Below are 24,708 nucleotides of genomic sequence, written 5' to 3' on the forward strand. Positions count from 1 at the left end.
TTGGGAGGAGGCGGTCATGGAAGTGGATTATGCGGTAGTTGGCGCGGGGTCTTCGGGCTGTGTCATCGCCAATCGGCTCAGCGCCGACCCCAACACGACCGTCGCGTTGTTGGAGGCTGGCGGCCGCGACACCAATCCCTGGATCCACATCCCGGTTGGCTATTTCAAAACCATGCACAACCCTTCGGTGGACTGGTGTTACAGGACCGAGCCCGATCCGGGCCTGAACGGGCGTTCGATCGACTGGCCACGCGGCAAGGTGCTGGGCGGCTCATCCTCTCTGAACGGTCTGCTCTATGTGCGCGGCCAAAAAGAGGATTATGACCGCTGGCGCCAGATGGGGAATGTCGGCTGGGGCTGGGACGACGTGCTGCCTCTGTTCAAACGCAGCGAAGATCAAGAACGCGGCGAAGACCCGTATCACGGTGTCGGTGGGCCGCTGTCGGTGTCGAACATGCGCATTCAGCGACCGATCTGCGACGCATGGGTCGCGGCAGCGCAAGCCGCCGGATACCCGTTCAATCCGGATTACAACGGCGCAGATCAGGAAGGCGTAGGGTATTTTCAGCTGACCACCCGCAATGGGCGCAGGTGCAGCTCGGCAGTGGCGTATCTGAAACCCATTCGAAACCGACAAAACCTGAACATCATCACGAACGCATTGGTGACACGCATAACGCTGGATGGAAAACAGGCGACCGGACTTGTCTATCGGGATCGCGCAGGAAATGAGAAAACCGTGAAGGTACGGCGCGAAATCATCCTGTCCGGCGGTGCAATCAACTCTCCTCAAATTCTGATGCTGTCGGGTATCGGCGACCCAGACCACCTGAAGAAAAACGGCATCGATCCGATCCATGCCTTGCCCAATGTCGGCAAAAGACTACAGGATCATTTGCAGGCCCGTCTCGTTTTCAAATGCAACGAACCCACATTGAATGACGAGGTGCGCAGCCTGATCAATCAGGCCCGTATCGCGCTCAAATACGCTTTGTTCCGCGCCGGTCCGATGACCATGGCGGCCAGCCTTGCGACCGGATTCATGAAAACGCGCCCGGACGTGGAAACACCCGACATTCAATTCCATGTACAGCCTTGGTCCGCCGACAGCCCCGGCGAAGGCGTGCACCCGTTTTCCGCCTTTACCATGTCCGTGTGCCAGTTGCGGCCGGAAAGCAGGGGTGAACTGCATCTGAACGGCCCGGACCCATCACAGCATGTAAAGATCATTCCGAACTATCTGTCGACGGAAACGGATTGCCGAACCATCGTCGACGGCGTGAACATCGCCCGCAGAATCGCACAGCACAATCCGCTGGCATCGAAGATTTCCGAAGAGTTCCGCCCGACATCCCAACTTTCGACCGACGATTACGAGGGCACGCTGGACTGGGTCAGGTCGAATTCCGTTTCGATCTATCACCCAACAGGGACCTGCGCGATGGGTACGAATGAAACCGCAGTCGTTGACCCCGCGCTAAAGGTGCACGGCATCGGAAACCTGCGGGTCGCGGATTGTTCGATCATGCCGGAAATCGTCAGCGGCAACACAAACGCCCCCGCGATCATGATCGGAGAAAAGGCGAGTGACTTGCTTGCCGCCGGAACATAGCGCGGCAGGCCGCGTATCCGGATCCCAGGAAAACTGGGCAACTCGGCTTGCAGATCTCAGAGAAAGTCCGGTGATGCCATCCCTGCCCTAGCGCAGAGGCGGTGTCAGCCACTGCGCCGACATCCCATAATTGGAATTCTTCAACTCCTGTTTGGCGATAGCCTGAAGATGGACCTCATCCGGTCCATCCGCATAGCGCAACGCCCGGGCCCAAGTGTAACTGTCGGCCAATGGCGTGTCGGGTGTCATGCCCATTGCGCCAAAAACCTGCATTGCACGATCCGTAACCTTTGCATGTACCTGGGGCGCCACGACCTTGATCAGGGATATTTCGCGGAAGGCCTTTTTCGCCCCCACCTGATCTATTTTCCAGGCCGCCTTCAAGGTCAACAGCCGCGCCTGTTCAATTTCCAACCGGGATTTGGCGATCCATTCACGGATCACGCCTTGTTCCGAGAGTTGCTTGCCAAAGGTCTTCCGTTCCTGAGCACGTTCCACCATCAGGTTCAGTGCCATTTCCGCCGCCCCGATCGAGCGCATGCAATGATGAATTCGCCCCGGCCCAAGCCGCGCCTGAGCCAGTGCAAAACCGCTGCCTTCTTCGCCCAGAAGATTGCCGACCGGGACGCGCACGTCCCTGAACACCAGTTCAGCATGGCCTTCGGGATCCTGCATGTTCAGGATCGTCGGATTGCGCACGATCTCCAAACCGGGCGTATTCCTTGGAACGATGAGCATGCTTTGCTGTTTATGGCGATCGGCGTTCGGGTCGGTTTTGCCCATGACGATGAACAGTTTGGTATTGGGGTGGCACGCATTGGTGATGAACCACTTGCGGCCATTGACGACGTATTCGTCACCCTCGCGCCGGATGGATGTCGTTATGTTGGTCGCGTCCGAACTGGCCACGTCGGGTTCGGTCATGGCAAAGGCCGAGCGGATCTTGCCGTTCAACAGCGGCACCAACCAGTCTTCGCGCTGCTCGGGCGTGGCGAACATGTGCAGCAATTCCATGTTTCCGGTATCCGGCGCGTTGCAGTTGAAGACTTCAGAAGACCAGCTTACCTGGCCCATCAGCTCGGCCAGGGGTGCGTAATCAAGATTGCTGAGCCGCGTTCCGGGCTCATCATCCCGCAAAGAGGGCAGGAACATGTTCCAAAGCCCTTCGGCGCGGGCCAGCGACTTAAGGTCTTCCATGAACGAAACGGGGAAATTGCCGGCTTCTATTTCCTCCTTGTGGTCGCGAATGCGCGGATAGATATGCGCCTGCATGAAGGCTTTCAGCCGGTCGTGCATTTCCGTGGCGCGTGGCGATGGAGCAAAATCCATTGTGATCCTCTTCAGTGCGTTGCAGCAGCGATTTCGTCGAGCGCCATTTGCGCCAGAGGGGCCACCAGACCCTTGAACGCCATTGCGTTCTCGTTCGATGCGTTTCCCGCCAGCGCACGGCTGTAAACACCCTGTGCAATCGCAGCCATCCGGAAAAAGGAAAACGCCAGATAGAAAGTCCAGTTTTCAATCTCCGGCAGGTCACGCAGCGAACAATACCGCTCGATCATCTCAGCTTCGGAAGGGATGTTCAAAGCAGCGCGATCCAGCCCTTGCAGCCCCCGGATCAGACCGGTGGGCGGCAATCTGAGACACACACAGAAATAGCCCAGATCAGCCATCGGGTGGCCCAGCGTCGAAAGTTCCCAATCCAGAACCGCGGTGATCTGCGGGGCATCCGAAGCGAAGATAAAATTGTCTATGCGAAAGTCACCGTGGATCAGACTGACCGAACCGTCACCATCGGGCAGGTTGCGGGACAGCCAGCCCATAAGCTGTTCCATCTCGGGAAGATTACTTGTTTCTGCGGCGCGATACTGTTTGGTCCAGCGGCTGTACTGGCGTTGGAAATAGTTTCCCGGCTTGCCGAAGTCCGACAGGCCGACGGCGCCTGTGTCAACCGAATGCAGCGCGGCCAGAACCCGGATCATTTCGTCGAACACCGGATGATGGTCGGCCACGTCCAACTCGGGCAGCGCCGGGTTCCAGAAGATACGGCCCTCCTGGAAGCTCATGACATAGAACATGGAACCGATGACTTCCGTGTCCTCACACAGCACGTAAGGTTTGGCGACCGGAACCGCAGTGCCATGAAGTGCCTTCAGAACACGATATTCCCGATCCACCGCATGGGCCGAAGGTAACAGGTCACCTGGCGGTTTGCGGCGCAGCACGTATTTCGAACCACCGGCCTTCAGCAGATAGGTTGGGTTCGACTGCCCACCCGAAAACTTTTGATAGGACAATGGGCCGGCGAAGCCTTCGATATGGCGCCCCAAATATGTCGAAAGCCGCTCGGTATCGAGTTCGAGGTCGGATGAGGTCATGCATGAAACTCCGTATTCCGCCAGGATACGATTCAGCTTACCGCCCCCAATGACATTTGTGAAATTTACTTGCATGATCGCCGGCATAAATCTGGTGAATGACATGACGACCAAGCTCAACAAGATCGACCTGAACCTTTTTGTTATTTTTGACGCCATCTACACCGAACGAAATCTGACCCGCGTTGCCGAACGCCTGTCGATCACGCAACCGGCCGTCAGCAACGCCCTGACCCGGTTGCGCAAGACACTGAACGACCCGCTTTTCGTGAAGACTAGCACGGGGATGCAGCCCACGGCCCTGGCAGAGAGCATTTCGGACAGGATCTCAGCCGCTCTTCACCAGTTGCAAGCCGCATCGGCGCAGGGTGAACGGTTCGACCCGTTCACCAGCAAACGGCTGTTCCGGGTCAGTTTGGTCGATCTTCACAGCCTCATCATCCTGCCCGGGCTTTTGTCCGGGTTTCAGCGCACGGCACCACAGGTCGAACTCAGCCTCGTGCGCATTCCCCGCCGGGATACGCGCAAGGCGTTGCAGCAGGGCACGATCGACATCGCGTCGGACATTCCGATGCCGGACAGTTCGGATCTGATCAGCCGGACCATCATGAAGGACCGCTATGTCTGTGCCATGCGACCCGACCACCCGCTGGGTTCGGGCCCATTGACGCTGGAGCGTTATCTTCAGCTGACACATCTGCATGTTTCCTCACGGCCTCAGGGGGCGAGTCCGGTCGACATCGTCCTGCGCAAACTGGGCGCACGGCGCAAACTCGGGCTTCAGATGCAAAGTTATCTGAACATCCGGGATATTCTGCACAAGACAGATATGGTTGCCACGCTGACCGAATGCAGCGCGCGTGAAATGGGGCTGCGCATGTTGAGGCTGCCGGTTGAAGTGCCTCCGATCGAACTTCGCCTTTATCGGCATATCCGGTCCGACGGCGACGAAGCCGTACAATGGATGTTCGACCAAATCGCAGGTCGCACCGTCAGAGCGAACGAAACGGAACAGCATCATAGGGTCGATCAGAATTGATACGGAACCCCGGGCAACTTGTGTCGTCAGGATATCGGAGGCGCCAACCGTCAGGTCCGCGAAACCTCAAGGTCGGACGCGTCACGTGTTGATCTGACTTTCAGACTTCTTGGGTAACGCGCCATAGGTCGCCTGAAGATAGGCAAAGCCATATCTTCGGTCAGGCTCCAGATGCGTCCCCTCTGCCCACTCGTTCCACGCGTTTATGAAAACGATTTTTTCGTCGGCACTGTATTTTTCCTGCGCAAGAACCTGGCGGCACAAATGTTCCGTCCAGCGCTTGTAGGCATCAATCGTGAACCGCCCCATAATCCGAGGGGCATCCTGATTGCGCGCGGTATTGTCCCACGAGAGCGTAGAGGACCGAAACAGCTTGTACCGGGGTTCCGGCTTTTGAAGCTCTGCCTCGACCACGGCCTGGTAATCCAGAACGGCTCCTGTGAACTCTGGATTGTAGATCCCCATCTCATCCGTGATGTCGGTGCGCTTTACCTGATGCGGCGGGAACTCCATAGCAGCGTCAAAACCCAGTTTCTCTGGGTCGCCGATATCGAAAGTCTGGGCAGCTATGAGATACAGGTCCGGGTCGCCCCAGCTTTGTGCCTCTTTTCGCCAAGCCGCGGTTGTTTCCTCGATATTCGGTATGGTGTTCGCTCGGTACACGATGAAAACCGGTTTCCCATCTATCCGAATATAACGCGGATCATCAAAATATTTGCGTATGTGACGCAGAAGGTTCAGGGAATCCTCGATCGAATGGTTCTGCGCGATAAGAACGTCGTGCGCCCGCCCGTCCCAGCGGCGCGTCCAGTTTTCGTTTGCCCATGTCAGGCAAAAAGGCATGTCGACTTCCGGATTGCCCAACATTTGTTCGAGCGGGTGCTCCATCAAGGTCTTTCCGCCGAACCAGTAGTAGTAATAGGAGAACCCTCCTATCCCGTAAGACTTCGCGATCCGCGCCTGTTCGACCATGATTTCTGGCAACCGCAAGTCGTAGTAACCCAGATGAATCGGACAATGAGGTTGGTAATGGCCCGGATAATTCGGGACGGCCTTTCCGACATTGGACCATTCGGTAAAGCCTTTGCCCCACCATTCATCATTCTCTTTGAAGGGATGAAATTGCGGCAGGTAATGCGCAATCGCCCGCACTGCTGGTTCAGCTTTAGCAGGCGGGTCGAAGGGTTTGAATTCGTCGGCCCGACCGATGGCTTCAAAACCCTGCCTGTTGGATTGCCCCGGTTTGTCCCAACCCCTTTCGGGTCTCTTTTCTTGGCTGAATTTCTGAACCGCCTTGCCGTACGTGGCGACAAAGGTGGGCTGAGTTTCGACGCCGCAGTCAGCAAATAGTGTCTGACATCAGCACCTGTAGGCCTGATTGTAGGATTTGCATAACGGAAGGTTTCTGGCTCATCTGAACCGTTTAGAAGTGAAGATGAGACGGAAAGCTGGAACCGACAAAACTACAGCTGAACAGGTCGTCAAGGACATTCGCCGCAAGACACGCAAGCACCATTCTGCGGAGGAGAAGATCCGCATTGTACTGGAGGGTTTGCGCGGCGAGGAGAGCATCGCCGCGCTCTGCCGTCACGAGGGGATTGCCGCGAGCCTGTACTATTCCAGGCCGAAAGAGTTCCTGGAGGCCGGAAAGAAGCGGCTGGCAGGCGACACAGCCAGGCAAGCGACGAGCCCCGAAGTGAAGGAACTGCGGGCCGAGGCGTCGGCCCTGAAGGAGGCCATTGCCGACCTCACCCTGGAAAACCGCCTACTCAAAAAAAGTATGCTCGCTGATGGGGACGACGACATATGAGATACCTCGCAACGGAGAAGCTCGAGATCATCCGACTTGTCGAGCAGTCCCACTTGCCAACGAAGAGGACGCTGTCGAGGCTGAGCATTCCGAAAACCACGTTCTACCGCTGGTGTGCCCGCTATGAGGCGTTTGGTGAAGCCGGGCTTGAAGATCGCCGTCCACACGCCGGCCGGGTCTGGTACCGCATCCCTGACGAGATCCGGAAGGCCATCGTTGACCTCGCTATTGATGAGCCGAAACTATCGCCCCGCGAGCTGGCATTCCGCTTTACAGACACGAAAAAGTACTTTGTGTTAGAGCCTTCGGTCTATCGTATCCTCAAGGAGCAGGATCTGATTACTGGGCCGGCGTTCAACGTGATCAAGGCCGCCGACGAGTTCCATGACAAGACTACGAGACCGAACCAACTTTGGCAGACCGACTTCACCTAACAAAAGGTGACTGGCTGGGGTTGGTTTTTTCTCGACGATCCTGGGCGACTTCAACCGTTACATCGTGGCATGAAAGCTTTGCACAACGATGAAGGCCGACGATGTTACCGACACTCTGGAACTGGCGTTGGAGGCATCAGGCTGTTCGTCGGCGACCGTCCGACAAAAACCGAGGCTGCTCAGCGACAACGGCTCATCATACATCTCTGGTGACCTGGCGGATTGGCTCCAAGATCAAGGAATGGACCACGTTCGAGGGGCATCAAATCATCCGCAGACCCAGGGCAAGATCGAGCGGTGGCGCCAAACGCTCAAGAACCGCATCCTGTTGGAGAACTATTACCTACCGGGCGCACTCGAGGAAGCGATCAGAGCCTTCGTCGACCACTACAATCACCGCCGCTATCAAGAGAGTCTCGGCAATCTGACACCGGCCGATGTCTACTTCGGTCGCAGCGACGGCATTCTGAAGGAAAGGAGAACCATCAAGGAAAGAACACTGAAACAGCGACGCTTGCTCAACCTCGGGAGCGCCGCGTAAGATCGCAATCAATGAGCCAGGCCGTCCTAAACGCCGTCGGCTCAATCGGAATACTTCATTCGATGACGGACAATCTTGCCGCTCCGATCAAAAAAGGCTTTGCATCCCCTAACGCGGCTTTGCCATTTGGCTGCGCTTGATGATCGGTTTCTTGCCTTCGCTTCACCGGTGAAAAACCAATTCAATCGTTTCTCAGATTGGCGTCGCTGAATGCAAAAGATCACAGACCTTATTCAGCAGCCCGGATCCGTCGTACTGGAACCGGGGTTGACCCTAACTGTGTTTGCGAGGAAATAACGATCATGCCCATTCCACAGGTACGGCAGGCAGGATTGTCACAGATTACGATCATAAGCGTTTGTTACTACAGCAGTGGTGTACTGCCGAAGATGCTGAATTCCATCCCAGAGGGCGTGCCGACAATTTTGGTCGACAATGGCTCGGACGAAATAGAAGCGGTTCGGCAAATGGCCGAGACACATGGCGCAACTCTGATCGAAAGCCAAGACAACATCGGGTTTGGCCGCGCACGCAACCTTGGTGCCGCCAAGGCAACAACGGAACTGCTTTTATTTCTGAACCCGGATTCCCACTTGCTGCCCGGAGCATTGGACGCGTTGAAAGAGGGGGCCGACAATCATCCGGATGCGTCAGCCTTCAACCCTTCAATTCTGGACCGGAAGGGGGCACCTCGTTTCATGCGATACAGTGTAATCATTCCCCGAAATGAAACACTGCCCAGGAAAACAGCCGATTCCGACTTTGAATTGCCGGTCCTCGTCGGCGTCGCCTTCCTGGTCCGCCGCGAAGCGTTCGAAGCGGTCGGCGGGTTTGATCCCGAAATCTTTCTGATTCATGAGGACGATGATCTGAGCCTGCGGCTCAAAGCCGTTTGCAGGCCACTATACTATGTTCACAACTCTCAGATGCGCCATGCCAGAGGCAAATCCTCGCCAGGAAGCCCAGCCATCGCTGGCCTGAAGGGCTGGTATAGGGGGCAATCGCGCGTTTACGTCGCCCGCAAGCATGAAGTCCCGATGGCCTTTGGTCGTGCCCTGGCATCGGCGCTACTGCAAATGATGTCTCCGGCTATGTTGTTTTCAGCGAGAAAACGCGCCAAACAATGGGCCTTCTTGCGTGGCGTTTTGGCATGACCGGAATGCCCGCCCAGCCCCGTTCAGACCTTGATCACAAAGCGTGAAGCAGCTTACAGCCCACGCAAATTCCAGCCTAAACACGCAACCATGAGACAGTTCGCGGCCTAGCTCAGAAGCCCTTTAAGATAGGTGCCGTACGTGGACTTGGCGAATAGGCGCGCGCGCATATCAAGAGCCTCGTCGTCGATCCAGCCATTTGCCCATGCGATTTCATCCAGGCTGCCGGTCTGCATACCCTGACGTTCCGTGATCGTTCGCACGAAGTTTCCCGCATCCAGCAAAGACCCGTGCGTGCCGGTATCCAGCCAGGCAAGACCGCGCCCCATGGTCTGCACATCCAGCAAACCTTCGTCCAGATACATTTCCAGCAGTGACGTGATTTCCAGCTCGCCGCGATCTGACGGTTTGACCTCATGCGCGCGGGCCGGAGCGTCGCCATCCAGAAAATAAAGACCCGTCACCGCGTAGTTCGACGGAGGCACCTTGGGTTTTTCGACGATCGCGCGGGCTTTGTTCCCTTGGAAATCCACAACGCCGTAGCGTTCTGGATCAGCGACCCGATACGCAAAAACCGTACCGCCGCGCTTCAGTTGATCCGCCTCGAGCAGCAGGTCCGTAAGGCCATGTCCGAAGAAGATGTTGTCACCCAGAATCAACGCAGACGGGGCACCGTCCAGAAAATCCTCGGCCAGAGTATAAGCCTGCGCCAGACCGTCAGGAGACGGTTGTACGATCCATGTCAAGGACAAACCGTATTGACTGCCATCTCCCAACAGGCGCTGAAACTGATCCTGATCCTGGGGGGTGGTGATGATCGCGATTTCGCGGATCTGCGACAGCATCAAAACACTCAGCGGGTAAAAGATCATCGGCTTGTCGTAGATCGGCAGCAATTGCTTCGATATCGCCATGGTGATCGGGTAAAGCCGGGTTCCGGACCCACCGGCAAGAATAATGCCTTTGCGCTGCATAATCTGTCCTTTCAAGGTTCAGCTGGTCGCTGACTTCAACTCGCTCAATATCTCAGCCAGTCCGGCTTTCCAGTCGGGTCTCTGGATTCCGAACACATTTTCTAGCCGCGAACAGTCCATACGTGAGTTCAGCGGGCGCGGCGCCGGCGTTGGGTAAGCCTCGGTTGGAATATCCTCGATTTCGACCGACAAGCCGGATTGAGAAACAATTTCACGGGCGAAATCCGCCCAGCTGGCGTCGGGTACACCGGAATAGTGAAACACCCCCCCTTTGGCTTCGAAGCCAGCCTTGGCCATTTTCAGCAAGGTTTCGGCGATGTCGGCAGCAGGTGTTGGCCCACCGATCTGATCTGCGACGATGGTCAGCTTGTCACGGGTTTCTGCCAGTCGGAGAATGGTCTTTGCAAAGTTCTTTCCGTGGGCCGAAAACACCCAGCTTGTGCGCAAAATGGCATAGTGACCGCCAGGCTCTGCGATCTGGTGTTCGCCGTCCAGCTTGGTTCGACCATAGGCCCCCAAGGGCCCGGTCGGGTCATCGATGTTCCAGGGGGTCGTACCAGAGCCGTCAAAAACGTAATCCGTGGAAACATGCAGAAAAGGCAGGTCACGGGCCGCGGCGGCACGCGCCATTGCACCGGGTGAATCTCCGTTGATCCGTTGCGCCAGGTCGCTTTCCTCTTCGGCCTGGTCCACCGCCGTATAGGCGGCCGCATTGATGATCACGTCCGCATCCGTATGCCGGATGGCGTCTGCACATTGCGACGGGTCAGACAGGTCCGCCGCGGTGCGATCCAGAGCTTCAACCAGGACACCATGCGCCTGTCCGCGACGTCGCAACTCGGTCGCCACCTGCCCCCCGTGGCCGAACACCAGCGCCTTCATTTGGCAACACCCAGCCGCTCACCCACGCCACTGCGGGCCTGCAAGGCGTTCAACCATGCGCTGTTGTCCCGATACCACTGAACCGTCTGTTCCAGCCCGGTTTCAGGCGTGTAGGAAGGACGCCAGTTCAGTTCGGTGCGAATCCGAGTCGGATCGATGGCATAACGCTGATCGTGACCGGGGCGGTCAGCGACGAACGTGATCAAATCCGCATAGGGCGTTTCACCCGGCTTGAGGCGATCCAGGATCGAACACAGCATTCTGACAAGATCAAGATTGGTCATCTCATTCTCGCCACCGATATTGTAGCTGCGGCCCAGTTCACCCTTTTCGAGCACCAGTAACAGGGCTTCGGCATGGTCATCGACATGCAGCCAGTCGCGAACGTTATCGCCTTTCCCGTAAATCGGGATCGGTTTGCCTGCCAGCGCGCTGAGGATGACAACGGGGATCAGTTTTTCCGGAAACTGGTAAGGGCCGTAGTTGTTGGAGCAATTTGTAAGAACCACTGGCAGGCCGTATGTTTCACGCCACGCCCGCACGAGATGATCCGATCCCGCTTTCGAGGCAGAATAGGGTGAGTTCGGCTGGTATGGGCTGTATTCGGTGAAAAACCCGGTTTTTCCCAAGGACCCAAAGACCTCGTCGGTTGATATGTGATGAAACCGGAAATGCTCGGGCCGGCCGGCACCCAGCCAATAGGCGCGTGCTGCTTCCAGCAATACATAGGTCCCGGTCAGGTTCGTGTCGATGAACGCAGCCGGGCCATCGATCGAGCGGTCAACATGGCTTTCAGCGGCCAGATGCATGATCGCGTCTGGCTGGTGCCTGTCCAGTATCGCCGACATGGCGGCGGCATCCCGGATATCCGCATGTTCAAAAAAGTATCCCGGCGCATCCGCGACAGAGGCAACATTGTCCAGACAGGCCGCGTAGGTCAGGGCATCGACATTGACGACCGAATGCCCATCGGCAATCGCGCGACGGATAACGGCAGAGCCGATAAAGCCCGCCCCGCCCGTAACCAGAATTTTCATTGTGTGTCCTCGAATACGAAAGGAGATTCAATTTCGCGCAGAAGTGGTGCGATCCGATCTTTCTCGGACAGCTGGGGTTCTGAATTGCTCTGTGGCCATTCAATGCCGATATCGGGATCGTCCCAACGAACCGCGCCTTCAGTTTCCGGCGCGTAAGTGTCAGAACACTTGTAGACGATCTCAGTCTCCGGCTCCAACGTCACGAACCCATGCGCGAACCCCGCAGGAACCAACAGCATCCGCCCGTTTTCGAAACTCAGTTCTTCACCGACCCAGCGACCATAGGTGGGCGAGCCTTTGCGGATATCGACCGCGACATCAAACAGCCGCCCACGACCGCAGCGCACCAGCTTGGCCTGCGCCCTTGGCGGAGCCTGAAAATGCAATCCGCGTACCGTGTTCACCGTGCTCGAAAGGGAATGATTGTCCTGAACGAATTGCGTATGAATTCCTTGTGCCGCAAAACTGTCGCCATTGTAGGTTTCCTCAAAAAACCCGCGATGATCGCCAAAACGCTTCGGGGTGATCAGTTTCACTTCCGGAATGGAAAGCGCCAATATTTCCATTGTTACTAATTTTCATCTATGTGTTGATGTCTCGGCCTGCTATGTCACATTTGCTCCACCGACGCCAAGACCTATGTTGTCTGATCAGCAATTTGAGCGGCTTATCGGTTCCGAAGGTCGGGCGATTATCGCAGGCAAGTTGCGATTCTGGTAGAATTCATTGAAATTATTGGACCATCTCTGCATGAAAACACAGGGATGTAACAGATAGTGAAGCCGCAGGCGCGCCAACGCTTGGGTCGAAACCAAAAGCACCGCGACATGGGGCGGTATTCGAGCGCTGAGGCTGGGACGTGTCAATTTGGCCGCAAAAGCCGATCCACACCTTACTGCTTAAAAAGGTACAAGCCTGCTTTGGCCGAGATATCTTTCGGCGCTCAGGCCGCTTCGAGATTTCCCAACAGGATGGAGGTCATGTCCACGTTGATGACCCCATCCACCGCCACGACGTCGACACCCGTCTGATAGGTTACATTGTCCCTGGTAATCCCTGAAAGGTCCGCGTTCTCATCCAGAAATACCCATTCAGGGTCATGGGCCGTGGACTGCCCAACGGCGACTTGCAAAATTGCAAGCGCATCCAGGGCGTTCACAGTGCCATCCCTGTTGACGTCTGCGGCTATCAGGTTTTCCGCGGTCGCGGGACCCCATGTCGGGTCGAGACCAACCGAGATGCGCAACACTTGCAAGGCGTCCAGCGCGTCAATCTTTCCGCTCGCCGTGGAATAGTGTTTGGTGATGTCCAGCACTCCGGGAAAGGTGCCATCGGGCAATTCCAGATCGAACCGCCCCTGATCATCTGCGGTGCCGGATACCGTGCCCCCGCCGTCCGGCGTGAACCGGATTTCCGCATCCGTCAGCCCCGGATTCGCAGCCTCGCTGTCCACCGTAATCTGCCCGACCAATCCACCAGAGCTGCCCGGTGTCTGCCCGCCCAGGTCCCCGAAATCTACCGGGATGTGATCCGGTCCGGCGAAGCCTGCGCCAAAGATATCCGTGCTTGTCAAAGCGCCGCCCGAGGCGGATTGGACCTGCACGACCTCGCCACGATATTCGATCTGAGCCCCGTTTGCCGTGCTGGTAAAGGTCAGTTGCTGAGGCGACCGCAACAGCAGGTAGTCGAACATATCCAGACGATCCACGCCCGCCTGAAAATCGGTTATTGTGGTCAGACCACTACCGGACTGCATCACGAAGATGTCGGCCCCTGCACCACCCGACATCGTCGTCGCACCCTTCCCCGCGATGAGAATGTCGTCTCCGGCGCCCCCCAGAAGGGTCGTGTGCAGAATACCGCCGCTGAGGATATCGTCCGACGCGCTCCCGTTCACGGTACCGAACCCCTTGCGCACCACACCCAGATCATCGACCGGGACCGTCAGGACGTTCACCCCGGCATCCTGTTGTGACGTCACGAGAATTTGCAGCTCGTCGCCCACATGTGCAACCGCCAGCGATTCGACATTCTGCAATCCACTGGCCAGCGTATCCTCGAAACTGTCCATATGAACAAGTTGACCTTCGGGTGTCAAAGTGAACAGAGACAGGCCATCATCGCCGCCGCCTGCAACCACAAAGACCCGACCGTTCACGTCTATGACCTCCAGATCCTGAACCGATTCAAACCGCGTATGAAGCGTATCAAGCACATGGTCCGTCGCCTTCAAACTACCATCGCTGTTCAATTGAAGAACACTGAGAGAGTTGCTGCCGGACCCCGCCACCACGACCCAGGATTTACCATATGCCTCTACGGTCTCGACATCCGTTGGAGTAGAAACACCAAGGGTTCCGAGCGCCGAATCATTGTTGATCTCGGTTAAAGTGCCGGTGCCGGAATCGATGCGATATGTCGAGACAGAGTTTGTTGCCGCGTCACTTGAGATCAGAAAATGTTCCGAACCCGACCGCAACGTCTGCATGGCATCCGCTGTGCCGGCAATCAAACCCGCAAGACTGAGCGTCCCGTTCGCGTTCACATGGTAGGTTCCGATATTGCCTGTATCCTCATGCGCCATCGCAAGGACACCCGAAGACCCAAGTGAAAACTGTACGATGGCTGAGATATCTCCGCCTCCGTTGAGCACACCCGTTTCCTTCAGGTTACCGATCGTTCCGTCCGCGTTCACGTCATACCCGACCAGGCCCGTGGCAGTGTTGATGTCGAGCGCAATCTGCTCGGTTCCCGCCAGCGTTATCGACGTGGCACTGCGCCCCACCTGGAAGGTGATCGAACCGCTGTAATACTCGGTATCAACCAGCTGCGGCAGGGCACCGTCGACCAGCCGCCAGACCGCGACGCCGCCACCCGGGCCGGTCACCGTGTAGAGATACGTATTCCCGTTAAACGTTTTTAAAGCCGTATCGCCGATACCTGAGTCGAGCGCCGCGCTCCCCGTTGCCACTACACTTTCGAACTGAAGCATCACAGCCATCACCTCCCGCGCCACCCCTGGCAGTTACGGCAAGATGACCAGATGAGCAGACCGAAACCGAAGCAGAATTGTGGTGAAAACGAGAAGTTCGGTTTCAGTTTAACTCAATTTTTTCAGGTCCGATCGCAACGGCAACAAATGGGAATGACAGATGAGCAAAACGCCAAACAGCACATCCTTTCCTGTTGCGATGATCGCGGACACCACATGCGAGGGCAAGATGACCAAAGCACCTGAGGCCAACAATCGTCCGGCGGCTGACTCGACGGACGGAGATCGCAAATCTCAAGTTCAACAATGGATCAATGGTAAGCTTGGTCGTTGGGCGGGTCGCGGCGCGGCTGGCGGCCTCATGTCCACATTGATGGCCTTGCCTGCCTTGTCACAAGCAACCATCGAAGAGCTTTACGCCTTCCAGTTCGCAGAGACAATTCCGGGTGTACGCTCCGCCAAGTTGCTGAAAAACGGCGATGTTCTTCTGAAAATGGCGGACGGTCGGACGATGATCGTGGCGGCGGATAACGTGCAGGTCCTGGACAGCGGCGCAATCATGATCGCGGAAGAGGCGGTTGCTGAAATCGCCCAGTTCAGCGCAGCTGAAGCCAGCGCAGCAGCTGGCGGAATCAGCGGCGCCGGGGCTGCATTGGGCGGCCTCGGGCTGGCCGGCGCAGCTGCCGCTGCGGGCGGAGGCGGTGGCGGCAGCGGCGATTCCCCGGAACCTGTCGCGCCAGCGCCTAAACCCCAACCCCAACCGGAACCGAGCTATACCAGCCTGAACCTGGCCGAACTTCAGGCAACGGCATTGAACAGTGCCATTACCAATGCCGCCGCACCCGAAGGAACATCGACAGTCGAGGTCACGATAGGTTCGCTGGTCAAAACCGTAACACCCAACGATGACGGCAGTTGGAGCATTTCTCTCACTGCGGCCGAAGCAAATGTGCTTCCGCAAGGCGTCTCTACGGTGACAGTCAGACATCTGGACGATTCAGGCACGGAACTGTCCAGCGAATCCGTCAAGTTCGATATTGATACAATTCCTCCAACCCTGTCGATCACCGGGTTTTCCGATGGCGCTGTTTTGAATTCGATCGAACAGGCAACGGATCTGACGGTCACCGGAACAACCGATGCAGAAGACGGGCAGACCGTTACCGTCTCAATGAACGGGCAAAACTATTCGGGCACGGTATCCAATGGACAATGGAGCGTCACCGTTCCGGCGGCAGACCTCTCGGCCCTTCCTGATGGCGCGACGATTGCCGTTACAGCGGATATTGCCGACGCGGCGGGAAATCCCGCACCACAGGCGAGCGGAAGCTTTGATACTGATTTCACTGCACCAACTGTATCTCTGGATCCCGTGGCTGGCGGCTCGATAGAACTGATCGACGTAGCCGGCGACCTGGCCTTGACCGGTTCCACCACGGCAGAGGATGGTCAGACCATCATCGTCACGTTCAACGGACAAGTGCATACAGGCACCGCTTCTGGCGGAAGCTGGAGTGTAACGATCCCCAATTCCGATCTGAGCAGTCTTTCCACCGGAGTACCTGCATCTGTTCTGGTAGCCGTCGAGGACGTGTCGGGCAATCCGGCAGTGCCGCTTCTAGTATCGGTTCCCGTAGACCTGACCGGTCCTTCCATTTCGATAACACCGCTTCCTGTTGGTTCCGTACTGAACGCAACCGAAGCCGGATCCGACTTGACCATCAGCGGGCTGACGTCAAACGTTGAGGAAGGTCAGCAAGTTACCGTAACCCTCGATGGTCAAACATATTCCGGAACAGTATCCGGCGGGGCCTGGAACGTGACTGTGCCAGCTGGGGATCTGGCGTCCTTGTCGGATGGAGGCAACTTCTCTGTTACCGCAGATGTCGACGACGCCAGTGGCGTGACGGCACCGCAGGCCGGAGTGACATTTTCCAAGGATGTGACCGCGCCGACGCTCAGCATCGACAGTTTCTCGGACGGAGCTGTCATGAATGCAGCCGAGCGGGCCACGGATCTTTCCATCTCGGGCAGTACGACAGCTGAAGACGGACAAATCGTAACCGTCAGTCTGAACGGGCAGTCCCATAGCGCAATGGTTTCCGGCGGCAATTGGAGCGTAACTGTACCTGCTTCGGATCTGACAGGTCTATCTGACGCGTCGACGGTCACCGTGACCGCGGATGTCTCGGACGCTGCCGGGAATCCGGCTCTGCAAGCGAACAACAGCTTTACCACCGATTTCACGCCACCGACGATCGGAATTTCAACCGTATCCGACGGGGCCGTCATGAACGCCGTTGAACAAGGAACCGACCTGACGGTGTCAGGAACTTCCGATGCGCCGGAAGGAACAGTTGTTACCGTCGAAATCACGCGCGCTGACGGCACTACGGACATCACCGGAACGGCAACGGTAACCGGGGGCACTTGGACCTATACGGCAACTGTGACAGATTTGTCTGCCCTGCAAGACAACGAGACTTACAATATCAATGCGTCGATCTCGGACGCGGCGGGAAACAACAATCAAACCACGACAAGCTTTGCCACTGACTTCACAGCACCTTCGATAACCATAAACAGTCTGCCTGTGGGTGCCGTGTTGGACGTGACCGAGAGGGGCGTGGATCTTGCAATCTCAGGCACGACCACGGCTGAAGATGGCCAGCCCGTTTCGGTCACATTCGGCGGGCAAACCTATACAGGCGTTGCATCAAATGGTTCGTGGGCAGTTACCGTTCCAGCAAGTGATCTTGGAATGCTCTCTGACGGAACGAGCTATACCATTTCCGCCACTGTTGACGATCTTGCAGGAAACAGCTCGGCCGCGGCGAACAGCTCACTTTCCACAGATTTTCGCCCCCTGTTGACGTTGAACGATGTCGGGGTCAACAATTCGATTGGTCTTGCCGATGCCAAAGCTTCCGGAATTACTCTCGGCGGGTCATCGACCGGATTGTCAATCGGCCAGTCGGTGGATGTCACGTTAAACGGCAGTTCGGTCGGATCTGCAACGGTGGCCGCAGACGGATCCTGGTCGCTGGCTGTCGCGGCGTCCAACTTTTCGGCAGTGGAGGCAGGTGATGACCTTGTCTTTTCCGTGCAGGCGACAGTTGCGGGTGGACCAGATCCGCTGCCGGTTTCCGAGCAGGCCGTTGCGCATGAACCCGCCGCCTATGTGATCTCTGAAGTTGGGCGCTCGGGATCTACGGTAACATTCGCAATCTATGCCGAAGCCGACCGCGACATCTCTGGCGGTCTGGCTTTGACGGCAGAGCTTGGATTTGACCCTTCGGTTGTCACATTCAACACGGTGTCGGTTTCGGAAAACAACGCCTTCGATTTGTTCTTGGCCAGCCCGGGCGCCGGCGGCGCGATGAATTTTGCTGGCGCGGCGACAACCTTTACAGATCTTTCTCAGCCGCTTGTCACTTTCACGATGACGATCCAGGACGCCAGCCAGCCTATTGAGCTGACAATTAAAACGTCTGATGGCGGACCAACGACAGTGCAGTTTGGCACCAATGGCGATGACACGCTCACCGCTGCGAATACGGACACCATCACGCGCGGCGGCGACGGCGACGATACCATTGATGTTTCTGCAGCAGGGCGAGACATCGTCGTCTTCGAGGCCGACCCGGCCAGCAATGGTACAGACGCTGTGACTGGCTTTACGATTGGCCCGGCTGCGGATGTAACCGACGCACTGATGTTCCACGGGCTGGACACCAATACGCTTCGCGGTGATGGCACCGGAATCGAATTGCTTTCCACCGGAGACACGTTGGGCACGAACACCGGATTTGTCGGCCTCAGCACGGTACTCACCGACCTCAACCTCAGCACAATCGAAGCCGCTGTCGAGAGTCTTGCCGGAGTCATGGCGGGCGATGAGCTTTACGTGATGGCAACCGACGGAACAGACAGTGTTCTGGTCAAGGTAGATTTCCAGGCGGCGAACGATGCCAGCGTTGAAACCGTGGCCACGTTCCAAGACCTGAGCGATCTGAGCGGCCTGACCGCAGATAACATCCTGCACACCGACCCGACCGGGGCAACGGCCTGATCCAGACCGGCGCACATACAGACGTAATTCAACATCATGAGGCGGTTATGGCACAGAATGGCTTAACTCCGGTCAGTCTTGGAAGACATGGTCATCGGTTCTGGAGGCGGTTCACCTCGTTCGATTTCGCACGGACTATGGCAGATTGCCCTGTGGTCGAAGCAGAAATTCTTCAGGCCGCCGCCACATTTCCAATCACTTTTCGGAAATCTGAACACGGGTTTTATCCAGTGGCTGTATTGTCCATGCAATCAGACCAGCCTACGCCATTTGTGTCAGCACATGGCAAATGGCTCGCGACTTATGTGCCAAGCGTCTTGCGCTGTGCTCCGTTCCGGCCACGACTGATTGAACCGGATGGTGACGGCCGTGACGAATTGCTTGTCGACGAAACGGCGGAGCTTATCACTGACAATCCGGAGGACGAAACATTCTTCGACAAATCAGGTCAACTTGCGCCGGAGCTGAAAAAAGTCGCAGCTTTCTTTCGCGCCCTGAAAGAGTCGATGAAACACACAATGCATCTGTGTCGTGTTCTTGCTGACATGGGATTGTTTGGTCCGCTCACCACTTTTCAGGGAGTTGAGTTTCCGAGCGGGCATTTTGGCGTCACGCAGAACGCCCTGGAGAAAATTCCCCGCGCGCACTTGTCACTGCTTACTTCGAATGGGGGGTTGCGACTGATTCACGCTCATCAGATTTCGCTGACCCACAGTATCTGGCTGACACATGCACATGCCCGCGCACATCGGGAAGCCGATGGTTCTCTGACACAACAGATCACCGGTGTTTCAGGGTTCTTGGACGCGTTGATTGCGGCGCAACAGAAAGACGAAGCCATGGACCATTGCAGGCAGGAGGGTCATCATGCGTTCCTGTAAAGCAGTGTTGTCCTGGGTTGCGTTCGCTCTGCTCGCGATACCGTTGTCCGCCTGCTCGCCCCCTCCTGATTTGACTCTAGTGGCAGTGTCTTTTGCACCCGGGACCACCGGTGCCGGGGCAGCAAAGCCATCGGCAAAGCTCAGCAGTAGTGCATTCGGGCAACGCGTGCGCCAGGCCGTAGAGACAAGCCCGACACTGGCGCAAAGCAATACCAGGATGGATATCGCATCAGCCAATAAAGATGCGGCGGAAGGCGCCTTCCTTCCGCAGATCTCGTTGGGAATAAATGCACGGTCCGAACGGGTCGAATCGGACATTGCAGATGTTTCACCCTATCTGAGAATTTCACAATTGGTTTATGACGGTGGGGCTGCCTCGGGGGATCTGACGGCAGCCCGGGCACGTGTTCTGGAAACACGGGGCGATCAAATTCAGACGGCATCAGCCACGGCGCTGGCCGCCATCGAGACCTATGTGCTTGTCATTGATCAAAGAAAGTTACTCCGCATCGCGGCCGACAATGTCTCGGTTCATGAAGAACTGGTGCGTCAGATTTCGGACCGCACAGCGGGTGGCGCCGGTTCAAATGCTGATGTTCTGACCGCGCAGTCCAGAATGGCAGATGCACGCACAAGACTGGCTGACGCACGAGCACGAACTGATCGGGCCGAAGCGCGGTTTCGAGAAGTGTTCGGAACTTTCCCCGGCTCATTGCCCCCTCCTGTACCAGCTCCACCGCTGAACAGAAGTGATGCCCAGATCGTGATAAACAGCCCTCAGATCCGCAGGGCGGATGCCGGCTTGCTGGCAGCCAAAGCCGAATGGTCGGCCGCGCAGGCACGGCGCAAACCGAACGTTCGGGTCGCCGCATTTGCCAACCAGGATGACACTCGGGACGCAAATTTTGGCGTGGATCTTTCTTTCAACTACGAGCTTGACAGCACCGGCCAACGCCGCGCCGCCATCGCAGCAGCAGAAGCCAAAGTAAAAGAAGCGGAGTTCGCGAGAGAGCAATTGGTTCGCGAAATCATGCGGGAGCTGGGCTTTATTCGATCCGATCAAAAAGCAGGCGCAGAACGGCTGCGCGCGGCCCGTATTGCGGCAACTGCCAATGCCGACAGTGTTACTGCATCCCGCGCACAGTTCTCGATTGGGCGTCGCAGCCTGATCGAAATTCTGGACGCTCAACGCGATTACGTAAATGCGCAAGAACGCCTGATTCTGGCCGAACAGAGTTATTTTCTGACCAACTACGCGGCACTGAGCCTTACCGGAGACATTCTGGACCTGCTCGGACTTTCGCTTGGCAATTGGAACGAGGTGAAATGAGCACGTTGAAATCAATGCAGGACCGCGCTCGTTTGACATGCTACGAAGCCTGCCTTCTGAATATTGCCGCGACGCTTGAACGCCCTCTGACCCTTGCAACGATCCAGGCGTCGCAGACCGGTTCGGACGGGGATCTGACTGTTCGTGACATCCTCTCGGTGGCGGAAAACACAGGTCTACAGGCGGGCTATGGCGCGCGGCGCATCACTAGTTTTGACGAAGCATTGGCTCCGGCCTTGTTGCTGATGACCGAACACAAGGCGGTTGTGTACCACGGTCGCGCAAAAAACGGTGCCTTGCTGGTCTATGACCCGGAACTTGGTGAAGGAATCGGTGAAGTTTCAGAAGAACAGCTGGCCAAATCATACACCGGTTTCGCGGTCTTGTTTCGGCGAAATCATACAGATGAATTGGACACCGGTCACACGGCTTACCGAGGTCATTGGTTTCGCGCGGCGCTGTCCGCCAATAGATGGACTTACATACAGGTTGCTCTTGCTGCGGCACTGGCAAACCTTCTTGGCTTGTCGACCTCAGTTTTTATCATGGTTGTCTATGATCGCGTGTTGCCCAATGAGGCAACCGAATCGCTCATTGCCTTGACGGCGGGGGTGGCCTTGGCGCTGCTATTTGACTTCGCGCTAAAATTGCTGCGAGCAGCGTTCATCGACAAGGCCGGGCAAAAAGCCGACTTGCTCATGGGGCGGCGAATTTTCGACCACGTTCTGAACATCCAGATGAAGTCACGCGCGGGTTCCACCGGCGCCATGACCAGTACCATCCGTGAGTTCGAGACCCTGCGTGAGTTCTTCACGTCCGCAACGCTTGTTGCCGTCGTGGATCTGCCGTTCATCTGGTTGTTCGTGTTTGTGATTTACCTGGTCGGCGGACAACTGGCATTGGTCCCGGCTCTGGCCGTGCCTGTGGTTCTGCTGACAGGTTTGGCCGTACAGCCGCTTCTGTCCCGCATGGCAGAAAAGAGCCTGTCTGACGGGCAATCCAAACAATCGGTCCTCGTAGAAGCTGTCTCGGGCCTTGAAACTATAAAGACAACGGCCGCGGGCCGGCAAATGCGTTCCCGATGGGAGCAGGCGATAGAACGGCAATCCTCGCACGGTGCTCAGAGCCGGGCCGTTACACAATTTGCTCTTAACCTCACCGGTTTTACGCAACAAGCGGCACAGGTGTTGATCGTATTTTATGGTGTTTTTCTGATCACAGACGGTCAGACCAGCATGGGCGCTTTGGTTGCCTCGGTGATGCTGACAGGGCGGGCACTGGCACCTTTGGGGCAGTTGGCGCAAACGTTGACAAGGCTTAACCAAGCCCGAAGCGCATACCGAAACCTCAACGCGCTGATGATGGCGGAAAGCGAACGCCCACAAGGCCGAACATGGGTGAACCGGCCCCATTTCAAAGGGGCGATCGCCTTCAACAACGTGTATTTTTCCTACCCTGATCAGGGGGAAGATACCCTGCAAGGCGTTTCATTCACGATCAAACCGGGTGAAAAAGTGGCGATCTTGGGTCAGATTGGCTGCGGGAAAAGCACCATCGCACGTCTGATGCTGGGATTGTACGCGCCGCGTGTTGGATCTGTCACATTCGACGGCCTTGATATCCGCCAGATCGCTCCTGGCGATCTGCGACGCAATATCGGATCCGTCCTGCAGGACATATGGCTCTTTTCCGGATCAGTCCGGGACAATATCGCGAGTGGCGCAGTCCGGCCAAAAGATCACGAACTGATCGAAGCAGGCCGCGCCGCCGGGGTTGAGGATTTCGTGGCTAACCATCCCGGGGGTTACGATCTTCAACTCGCGGAACGCGGCGAAGGCCTCTCTGGCGGACAGCGGCAAGCCATTGCCCTGGCAAGGGCACTCATAGGCCGTCCGCCGGTTCTCCTGCTGGATGAACCAACAAGCGCGATGGATGTCAAAACCGAAGCCCAGGTAATCCAACGTCTGAAAGAATGCACGGCAGAGTCCACCATGGTTGTTATTACACACAGAACCAGCCTGTTGGAGCTTGTTGACAGAGTCATCATCCTTGAACACGGGAAAATCGCGGCGGATGGCCCCAAAAGCATGCTGACGCAACATGTTCGTCGGACAGGGAGGCACCTGAATGTCGCAGCATCCTGATCTGGCCACCCTGGCGCGCGAGATGCAGGGACGTTCTCCTGTTCGGAGTTCCTTGCTGCTTTTGGTGATTCTGCTCTGCCTGATCGCCGCGCTATTGTGGGCGCATCTGACCGAACTGGACGATGTCACGCGCGTGGACGGCCGGATCGTGCCTTCCGGAGACATCCAGCTGATCGAAGCCACCGAGCCCGGCGTATTGCAGTCATTGCACGTGCGCGAAGGCCAACTGGTCGAAAAAGGTTCACTGCTGATGGAACTGGAAACAACCCAAATTGACAGTCAGCTCAGTCAGGAACAGCAACGCGCGTTCGGGCTGATGGCGCGCATCCAACGTCTTCGGTCCGAAATTGATGGGACACAACTGGATTTCGATGTTCAACTGATCAATGGCGCGCCTACCGTCGTGCAATCCGAAACTGCACTGTACCAAGGCCGGCAGGCTGAGTTGGAGGCGGAAATAGCCATCCTGGAGCGTCAGCGTCAGCAAAAACAGCGAGAGTTTGAGGAAGGCCTGGTCGATCAAGTGACGGCAGAAGAAACCCTACTGGTCCTGGCCGAAGAGAGGGCCATCATGGCGCCGTTGGTCGAGCGTCAAATGGAGCCTGCAACAACATTGCTTGCGTTGCGGCGAAGTGAAGCCGAATGGCGCGGTCGCAAGGTGCGGGCAGAAGCTGTGACCAACAGGTTGCAAACGGGCTTGGACGAAATCGACGATCGGATTCAAGCGGTGCGAAGCCGGTTTCGCAGCGCCGCGCTGACGGACCTGGCGCTTGCCACTGCCGAGCTGGCTGCCTTGCAACCCGCCCTGCCCGCTTTGCGCGACCGGGCCTCAAGGGCGCAGGTTCGGTCTCCTGTACGCGGCATTGTAAACCGGATTCATCGCTCCACCATCGGCGGTCTTGCTCGCAGTGGAGAGGACCTTGTTGAAATCGTACCGCTGGACGACACATTGCTGGTTGAAGCCTATGTAAAGCCTGAGGATATCGCGTTTCTGCACGCTGGTCAGCCTGTGAAGGTCAAAATCACGGCTTATGATTTCGCACGATACGGGGCGCTGCATGGTGAAATCATCCGCATCGGTGCAGACACGGTCACACGATCAGAGCGGAATGACGAAGAGGTCTTTGTGGTCGAGATCCGAACCAAAAGTACCATGCTTGATGGGAATGGCATAGCGGTCGAAATCATACCTGGAATGATTGCCGAAGTGGACATTCTGTCTGGCCGCAAAACAGTGCTGGATTATATTCTGCAACCGGTTGTGAAGATAAAGGATCAGGCATTGCGCGAATGAGCGATAGGGTAATTGGGGACAGACGTGTCACTTCCGATACGGAAATCACGGTGTCAGCAGCTTCAGCACGGAAGGCTCGAAAGGGTTGAACAGGCATGGAAGACAACTCATCTGACCAAGTCTCGGCCGGTTGGATC

General features: G+C 56.8%; 16 protein-coding genes and 1 pseudogene. 9 read left to right on the plus strand and 8 right to left on the minus strand.

The features are described 5' to 3' along the window. Positions 1–16: 16 nt before the first annotated feature. Positions 17–1,612, plus strand: a complete 1,596-nt coding sequence (locus GOW56_RS10170) for a GMC family oxidoreductase (RefSeq protein WP_171205793.1) — start codon at positions 17–19, stop codon at positions 1,610–1,612. A gap of 87 nt (positions 1,613–1,699) precedes the next feature. Here GOW56_RS10170 and GOW56_RS10175 read toward each other — a convergent pair whose 3' ends face one another. Further along, the gene (locus GOW56_RS10175) at positions 1,700–2,941 is read right to left on the minus strand and encodes an acyl-CoA dehydrogenase family protein (protein ID WP_171205794.1); all 1,242 of its coding nucleotides are present in this window, start codon (positions 2,939–2,941) and stop codon (positions 1,700–1,702) included. Between the two features lie 11 nt (positions 2,942–2,952). Next, complete coding sequence (locus GOW56_RS10180; RefSeq protein ID WP_171117974.1) at positions 2,953–3,987, minus strand: phosphotransferase family protein; 1,035 nt, start codon at positions 3,985–3,987, stop codon at positions 2,953–2,955. A 103-nt stretch (positions 3,988–4,090) separates the two neighbouring features. Here GOW56_RS10180 and GOW56_RS10185 point away from each other — a divergent pair, with 103 nt between their 5' ends. Continuing rightward, a complete protein-coding gene (locus GOW56_RS10185; RefSeq protein WP_171205795.1) occupies positions 4,091–5,026 on the plus strand; it encodes a LysR family transcriptional regulator in 936 nt (311 codons plus the stop codon). Between the two features lie 81 nt (positions 5,027–5,107). On the opposite strand, the gene GOW56_RS10190 is transcribed toward GOW56_RS10185, so the two are convergent. Then, positions 5,108–6,178: a glycoside hydrolase family 99-like domain-containing protein gene (locus GOW56_RS10190; RefSeq protein ID WP_217358817.1), complete on the minus strand. Its 1,071-nt coding sequence runs from the start codon at positions 6,176–6,178 to the stop codon at positions 5,108–5,110. 283 nt (positions 6,179–6,461) lie between these two features. On the opposite strand from GOW56_RS10190, the pseudogene GOW56_RS10200 reads away from it, so the two are divergent. Both GOW56_RS10200 and GOW56_RS10205 read left to right on the plus strand, forming a co-directional pair. Further along, positions 6,462–7,811 (plus strand): annotated as a pseudogene (locus GOW56_RS10200) (IS3 family transposase). Positions 7,812–8,113: 302 nt separating this feature from the next. After that, the gene (locus GOW56_RS10205) at positions 8,114–8,965 is read left to right on the plus strand and encodes a glycosyltransferase family 2 protein (RefSeq protein ID WP_171205797.1); all 852 of its coding nucleotides are present in this window, start codon (positions 8,114–8,116) and stop codon (positions 8,963–8,965) included. Positions 8,966–9,072: 107 nt separating this feature from the next. Here GOW56_RS10205 and rfbA read toward each other — a convergent pair whose 3' ends face one another. The 5 genes from rfbA to GOW56_RS10230 form a co-directional block, all read right to left on the minus strand. Next, positions 9,073–9,939 carry a glucose-1-phosphate thymidylyltransferase RfbA gene (rfbA, locus tag GOW56_RS10210; protein ID WP_171205798.1) on the minus strand — a complete coding sequence of 289 codons (867 nt, stop codon included), beginning with the start codon at positions 9,937–9,939 and terminating at the stop codon, positions 9,073–9,075. 18 nt (positions 9,940–9,957) lie between these two features. Continuing rightward, positions 9,958–10,821: a dTDP-4-dehydrorhamnose reductase gene (gene rfbD / locus GOW56_RS10215; protein ID WP_171205799.1), complete on the minus strand. Its 864-nt coding sequence runs from the start codon at positions 10,819–10,821 to the stop codon at positions 9,958–9,960. Next, on the minus strand, positions 10,818–11,858 hold the full coding sequence (gene rfbB / locus GOW56_RS10220; RefSeq protein WP_171205800.1) for a dTDP-glucose 4,6-dehydratase: 1,041 nt from the start codon (positions 11,856–11,858) through the stop codon (positions 10,818–10,820). The genes rfbD and rfbB overlap by 4 nt, the downstream gene beginning before the upstream one ends. Then, a complete protein-coding gene (rfbC, locus tag GOW56_RS10225; RefSeq protein WP_171169900.1) occupies positions 11,855–12,424 on the minus strand; it encodes a dTDP-4-dehydrorhamnose 3,5-epimerase in 570 nt (189 codons plus the stop codon). Before rfbC ends, rfbB begins: the two co-directional genes overlap by 4 nt. 377 nt (positions 12,425–12,801) lie before the next feature. Then, on the minus strand, positions 12,802–14,850 hold the full coding sequence (locus GOW56_RS10230; protein WP_254447197.1) for a dockerin type I domain-containing protein: 2,049 nt from the start codon (positions 14,848–14,850) through the stop codon (positions 12,802–12,804). 160 nt (positions 14,851–15,010) lie between these two features. Between GOW56_RS10230 and GOW56_RS10235 the strand changes: the two genes are divergently transcribed. Genes GOW56_RS10235 through GOW56_RS10255 form a run of 5 tightly spaced genes read left to right on the plus strand, consistent with a single transcriptional unit; the run spans position 15,011 to position 24,571 of the window. After that, the gene (locus GOW56_RS10235; protein ID WP_254447198.1) at positions 15,011–18,922 is read left to right on the plus strand and encodes an Ig-like domain-containing protein; all 3,912 of its coding nucleotides are present in this window, start codon (positions 15,011–15,013) and stop codon (positions 18,920–18,922) included. A gap of 47 nt (positions 18,923–18,969) precedes the next feature. After that, positions 18,970–19,803: a SapC family protein gene (locus GOW56_RS10240; protein WP_171205801.1), complete on the plus strand. Its 834-nt coding sequence runs from the start codon at positions 18,970–18,972 to the stop codon at positions 19,801–19,803. Next, positions 19,790–21,133 carry a TolC family protein gene (locus GOW56_RS10245; RefSeq protein WP_171614552.1) on the plus strand — a complete coding sequence of 448 codons (1,344 nt, stop codon included), beginning with the start codon at positions 19,790–19,792 and terminating at the stop codon, positions 21,131–21,133. The genes GOW56_RS10240 and GOW56_RS10245 overlap by 14 nt, the downstream gene beginning before the upstream one ends. After that, positions 21,130–23,277: a type I secretion system permease/ATPase gene (locus GOW56_RS10250; RefSeq protein ID WP_254447199.1), complete on the plus strand. Its 2,148-nt coding sequence runs from the start codon at positions 21,130–21,132 to the stop codon at positions 23,275–23,277. The genes GOW56_RS10245 and GOW56_RS10250 overlap by 4 nt, the downstream gene beginning before the upstream one ends. Beyond that, positions 23,261–24,571 (plus strand): HlyD family type I secretion periplasmic adaptor subunit, encoded by a 1,311-nt coding sequence (locus GOW56_RS10255; protein ID WP_171205803.1) that lies wholly within the window; start codon positions 23,261–23,263, stop codon positions 24,569–24,571. Before GOW56_RS10250 ends, GOW56_RS10255 begins: the two co-directional genes overlap by 17 nt. Positions 24,572–24,708 lie beyond the last annotated feature (137 nt).

This window comes from Ruegeria sp. HKCCA0235A, from assembly GCF_013033235.1.
In the GTDB taxonomy this organism is placed as follows: domain Bacteria; phylum Pseudomonadota; class Alphaproteobacteria; order Rhodobacterales; family Rhodobacteraceae; genus Ruegeria.

Bases quoted from the DNA above. Each gene is read 5' to 3' on its own strand.
- GOW56_RS10170 (WP_171205793.1), top strand. From the start codon at position 17: ATGGAAGTGGATTATGCGGTAGTTGGCGCGGGGTCTTCGGGCTGTGTC.
- GOW56_RS10175 (WP_171205794.1), bottom strand. From the start codon at position 2,941: ATGGATTTTGCTCCATCGCCACGCGCCACGGAAATGCACGACCGGCTG.
- GOW56_RS10180 (WP_171117974.1), bottom strand. From the start codon at position 3,987: ATGACCTCATCCGACCTCGAACTCGATACCGAGCGGCTTTCGACATAT.
- GOW56_RS10185 (WP_171205795.1), top strand. From the start codon at position 4,091: ATGACGACCAAGCTCAACAAGATCGACCTGAACCTTTTTGTTATTTTT.
- GOW56_RS10205 (WP_171205797.1), top strand. From the start codon at position 8,114: ATGCCCATTCCACAGGTACGGCAGGCAGGATTGTCACAGATTACGATC.
- rfbA (WP_171205798.1), bottom strand. From the start codon at position 9,939: ATGCAGCGCAAAGGCATTATTCTTGCCGGTGGGTCCGGAACCCGGCTT.
- rfbD (WP_171205799.1), bottom strand. From the start codon at position 10,821: ATGAAGGCGCTGGTGTTCGGCCACGGGGGGCAGGTGGCGACCGAGTTG.
- rfbB (WP_171205800.1), bottom strand. From the start codon at position 11,858: ATGAAAATTCTGGTTACGGGCGGGGCGGGCTTTATCGGCTCTGCCGTT.
- rfbC (WP_171169900.1), bottom strand. From the start codon at position 12,424: ATGGAAATATTGGCGCTTTCCATTCCGGAAGTGAAACTGATCACCCCG.
- GOW56_RS10230 (WP_254447197.1), bottom strand. From the start codon at position 14,850: ATGCTTCAGTTCGAAAGTGTAGTGGCAACGGGGAGCGCGGCGCTCGAC.
- GOW56_RS10235 (WP_254447198.1), top strand. From the start codon at position 15,011: ATGAGCAAAACGCCAAACAGCACATCCTTTCCTGTTGCGATGATCGCG.
- GOW56_RS10240 (WP_171205801.1), top strand. From the start codon at position 18,970: ATGGCACAGAATGGCTTAACTCCGGTCAGTCTTGGAAGACATGGTCAT.
- GOW56_RS10245 (WP_171614552.1), top strand. From the start codon at position 19,790: ATGCGTTCCTGTAAAGCAGTGTTGTCCTGGGTTGCGTTCGCTCTGCTC.
- GOW56_RS10250 (WP_254447199.1), top strand. From the start codon at position 21,130: ATGAGCACGTTGAAATCAATGCAGGACCGCGCTCGTTTGACATGCTAC.
- GOW56_RS10255 (WP_171205803.1), top strand. From the start codon at position 23,261: ATGTCGCAGCATCCTGATCTGGCCACCCTGGCGCGCGAGATGCAGGGA.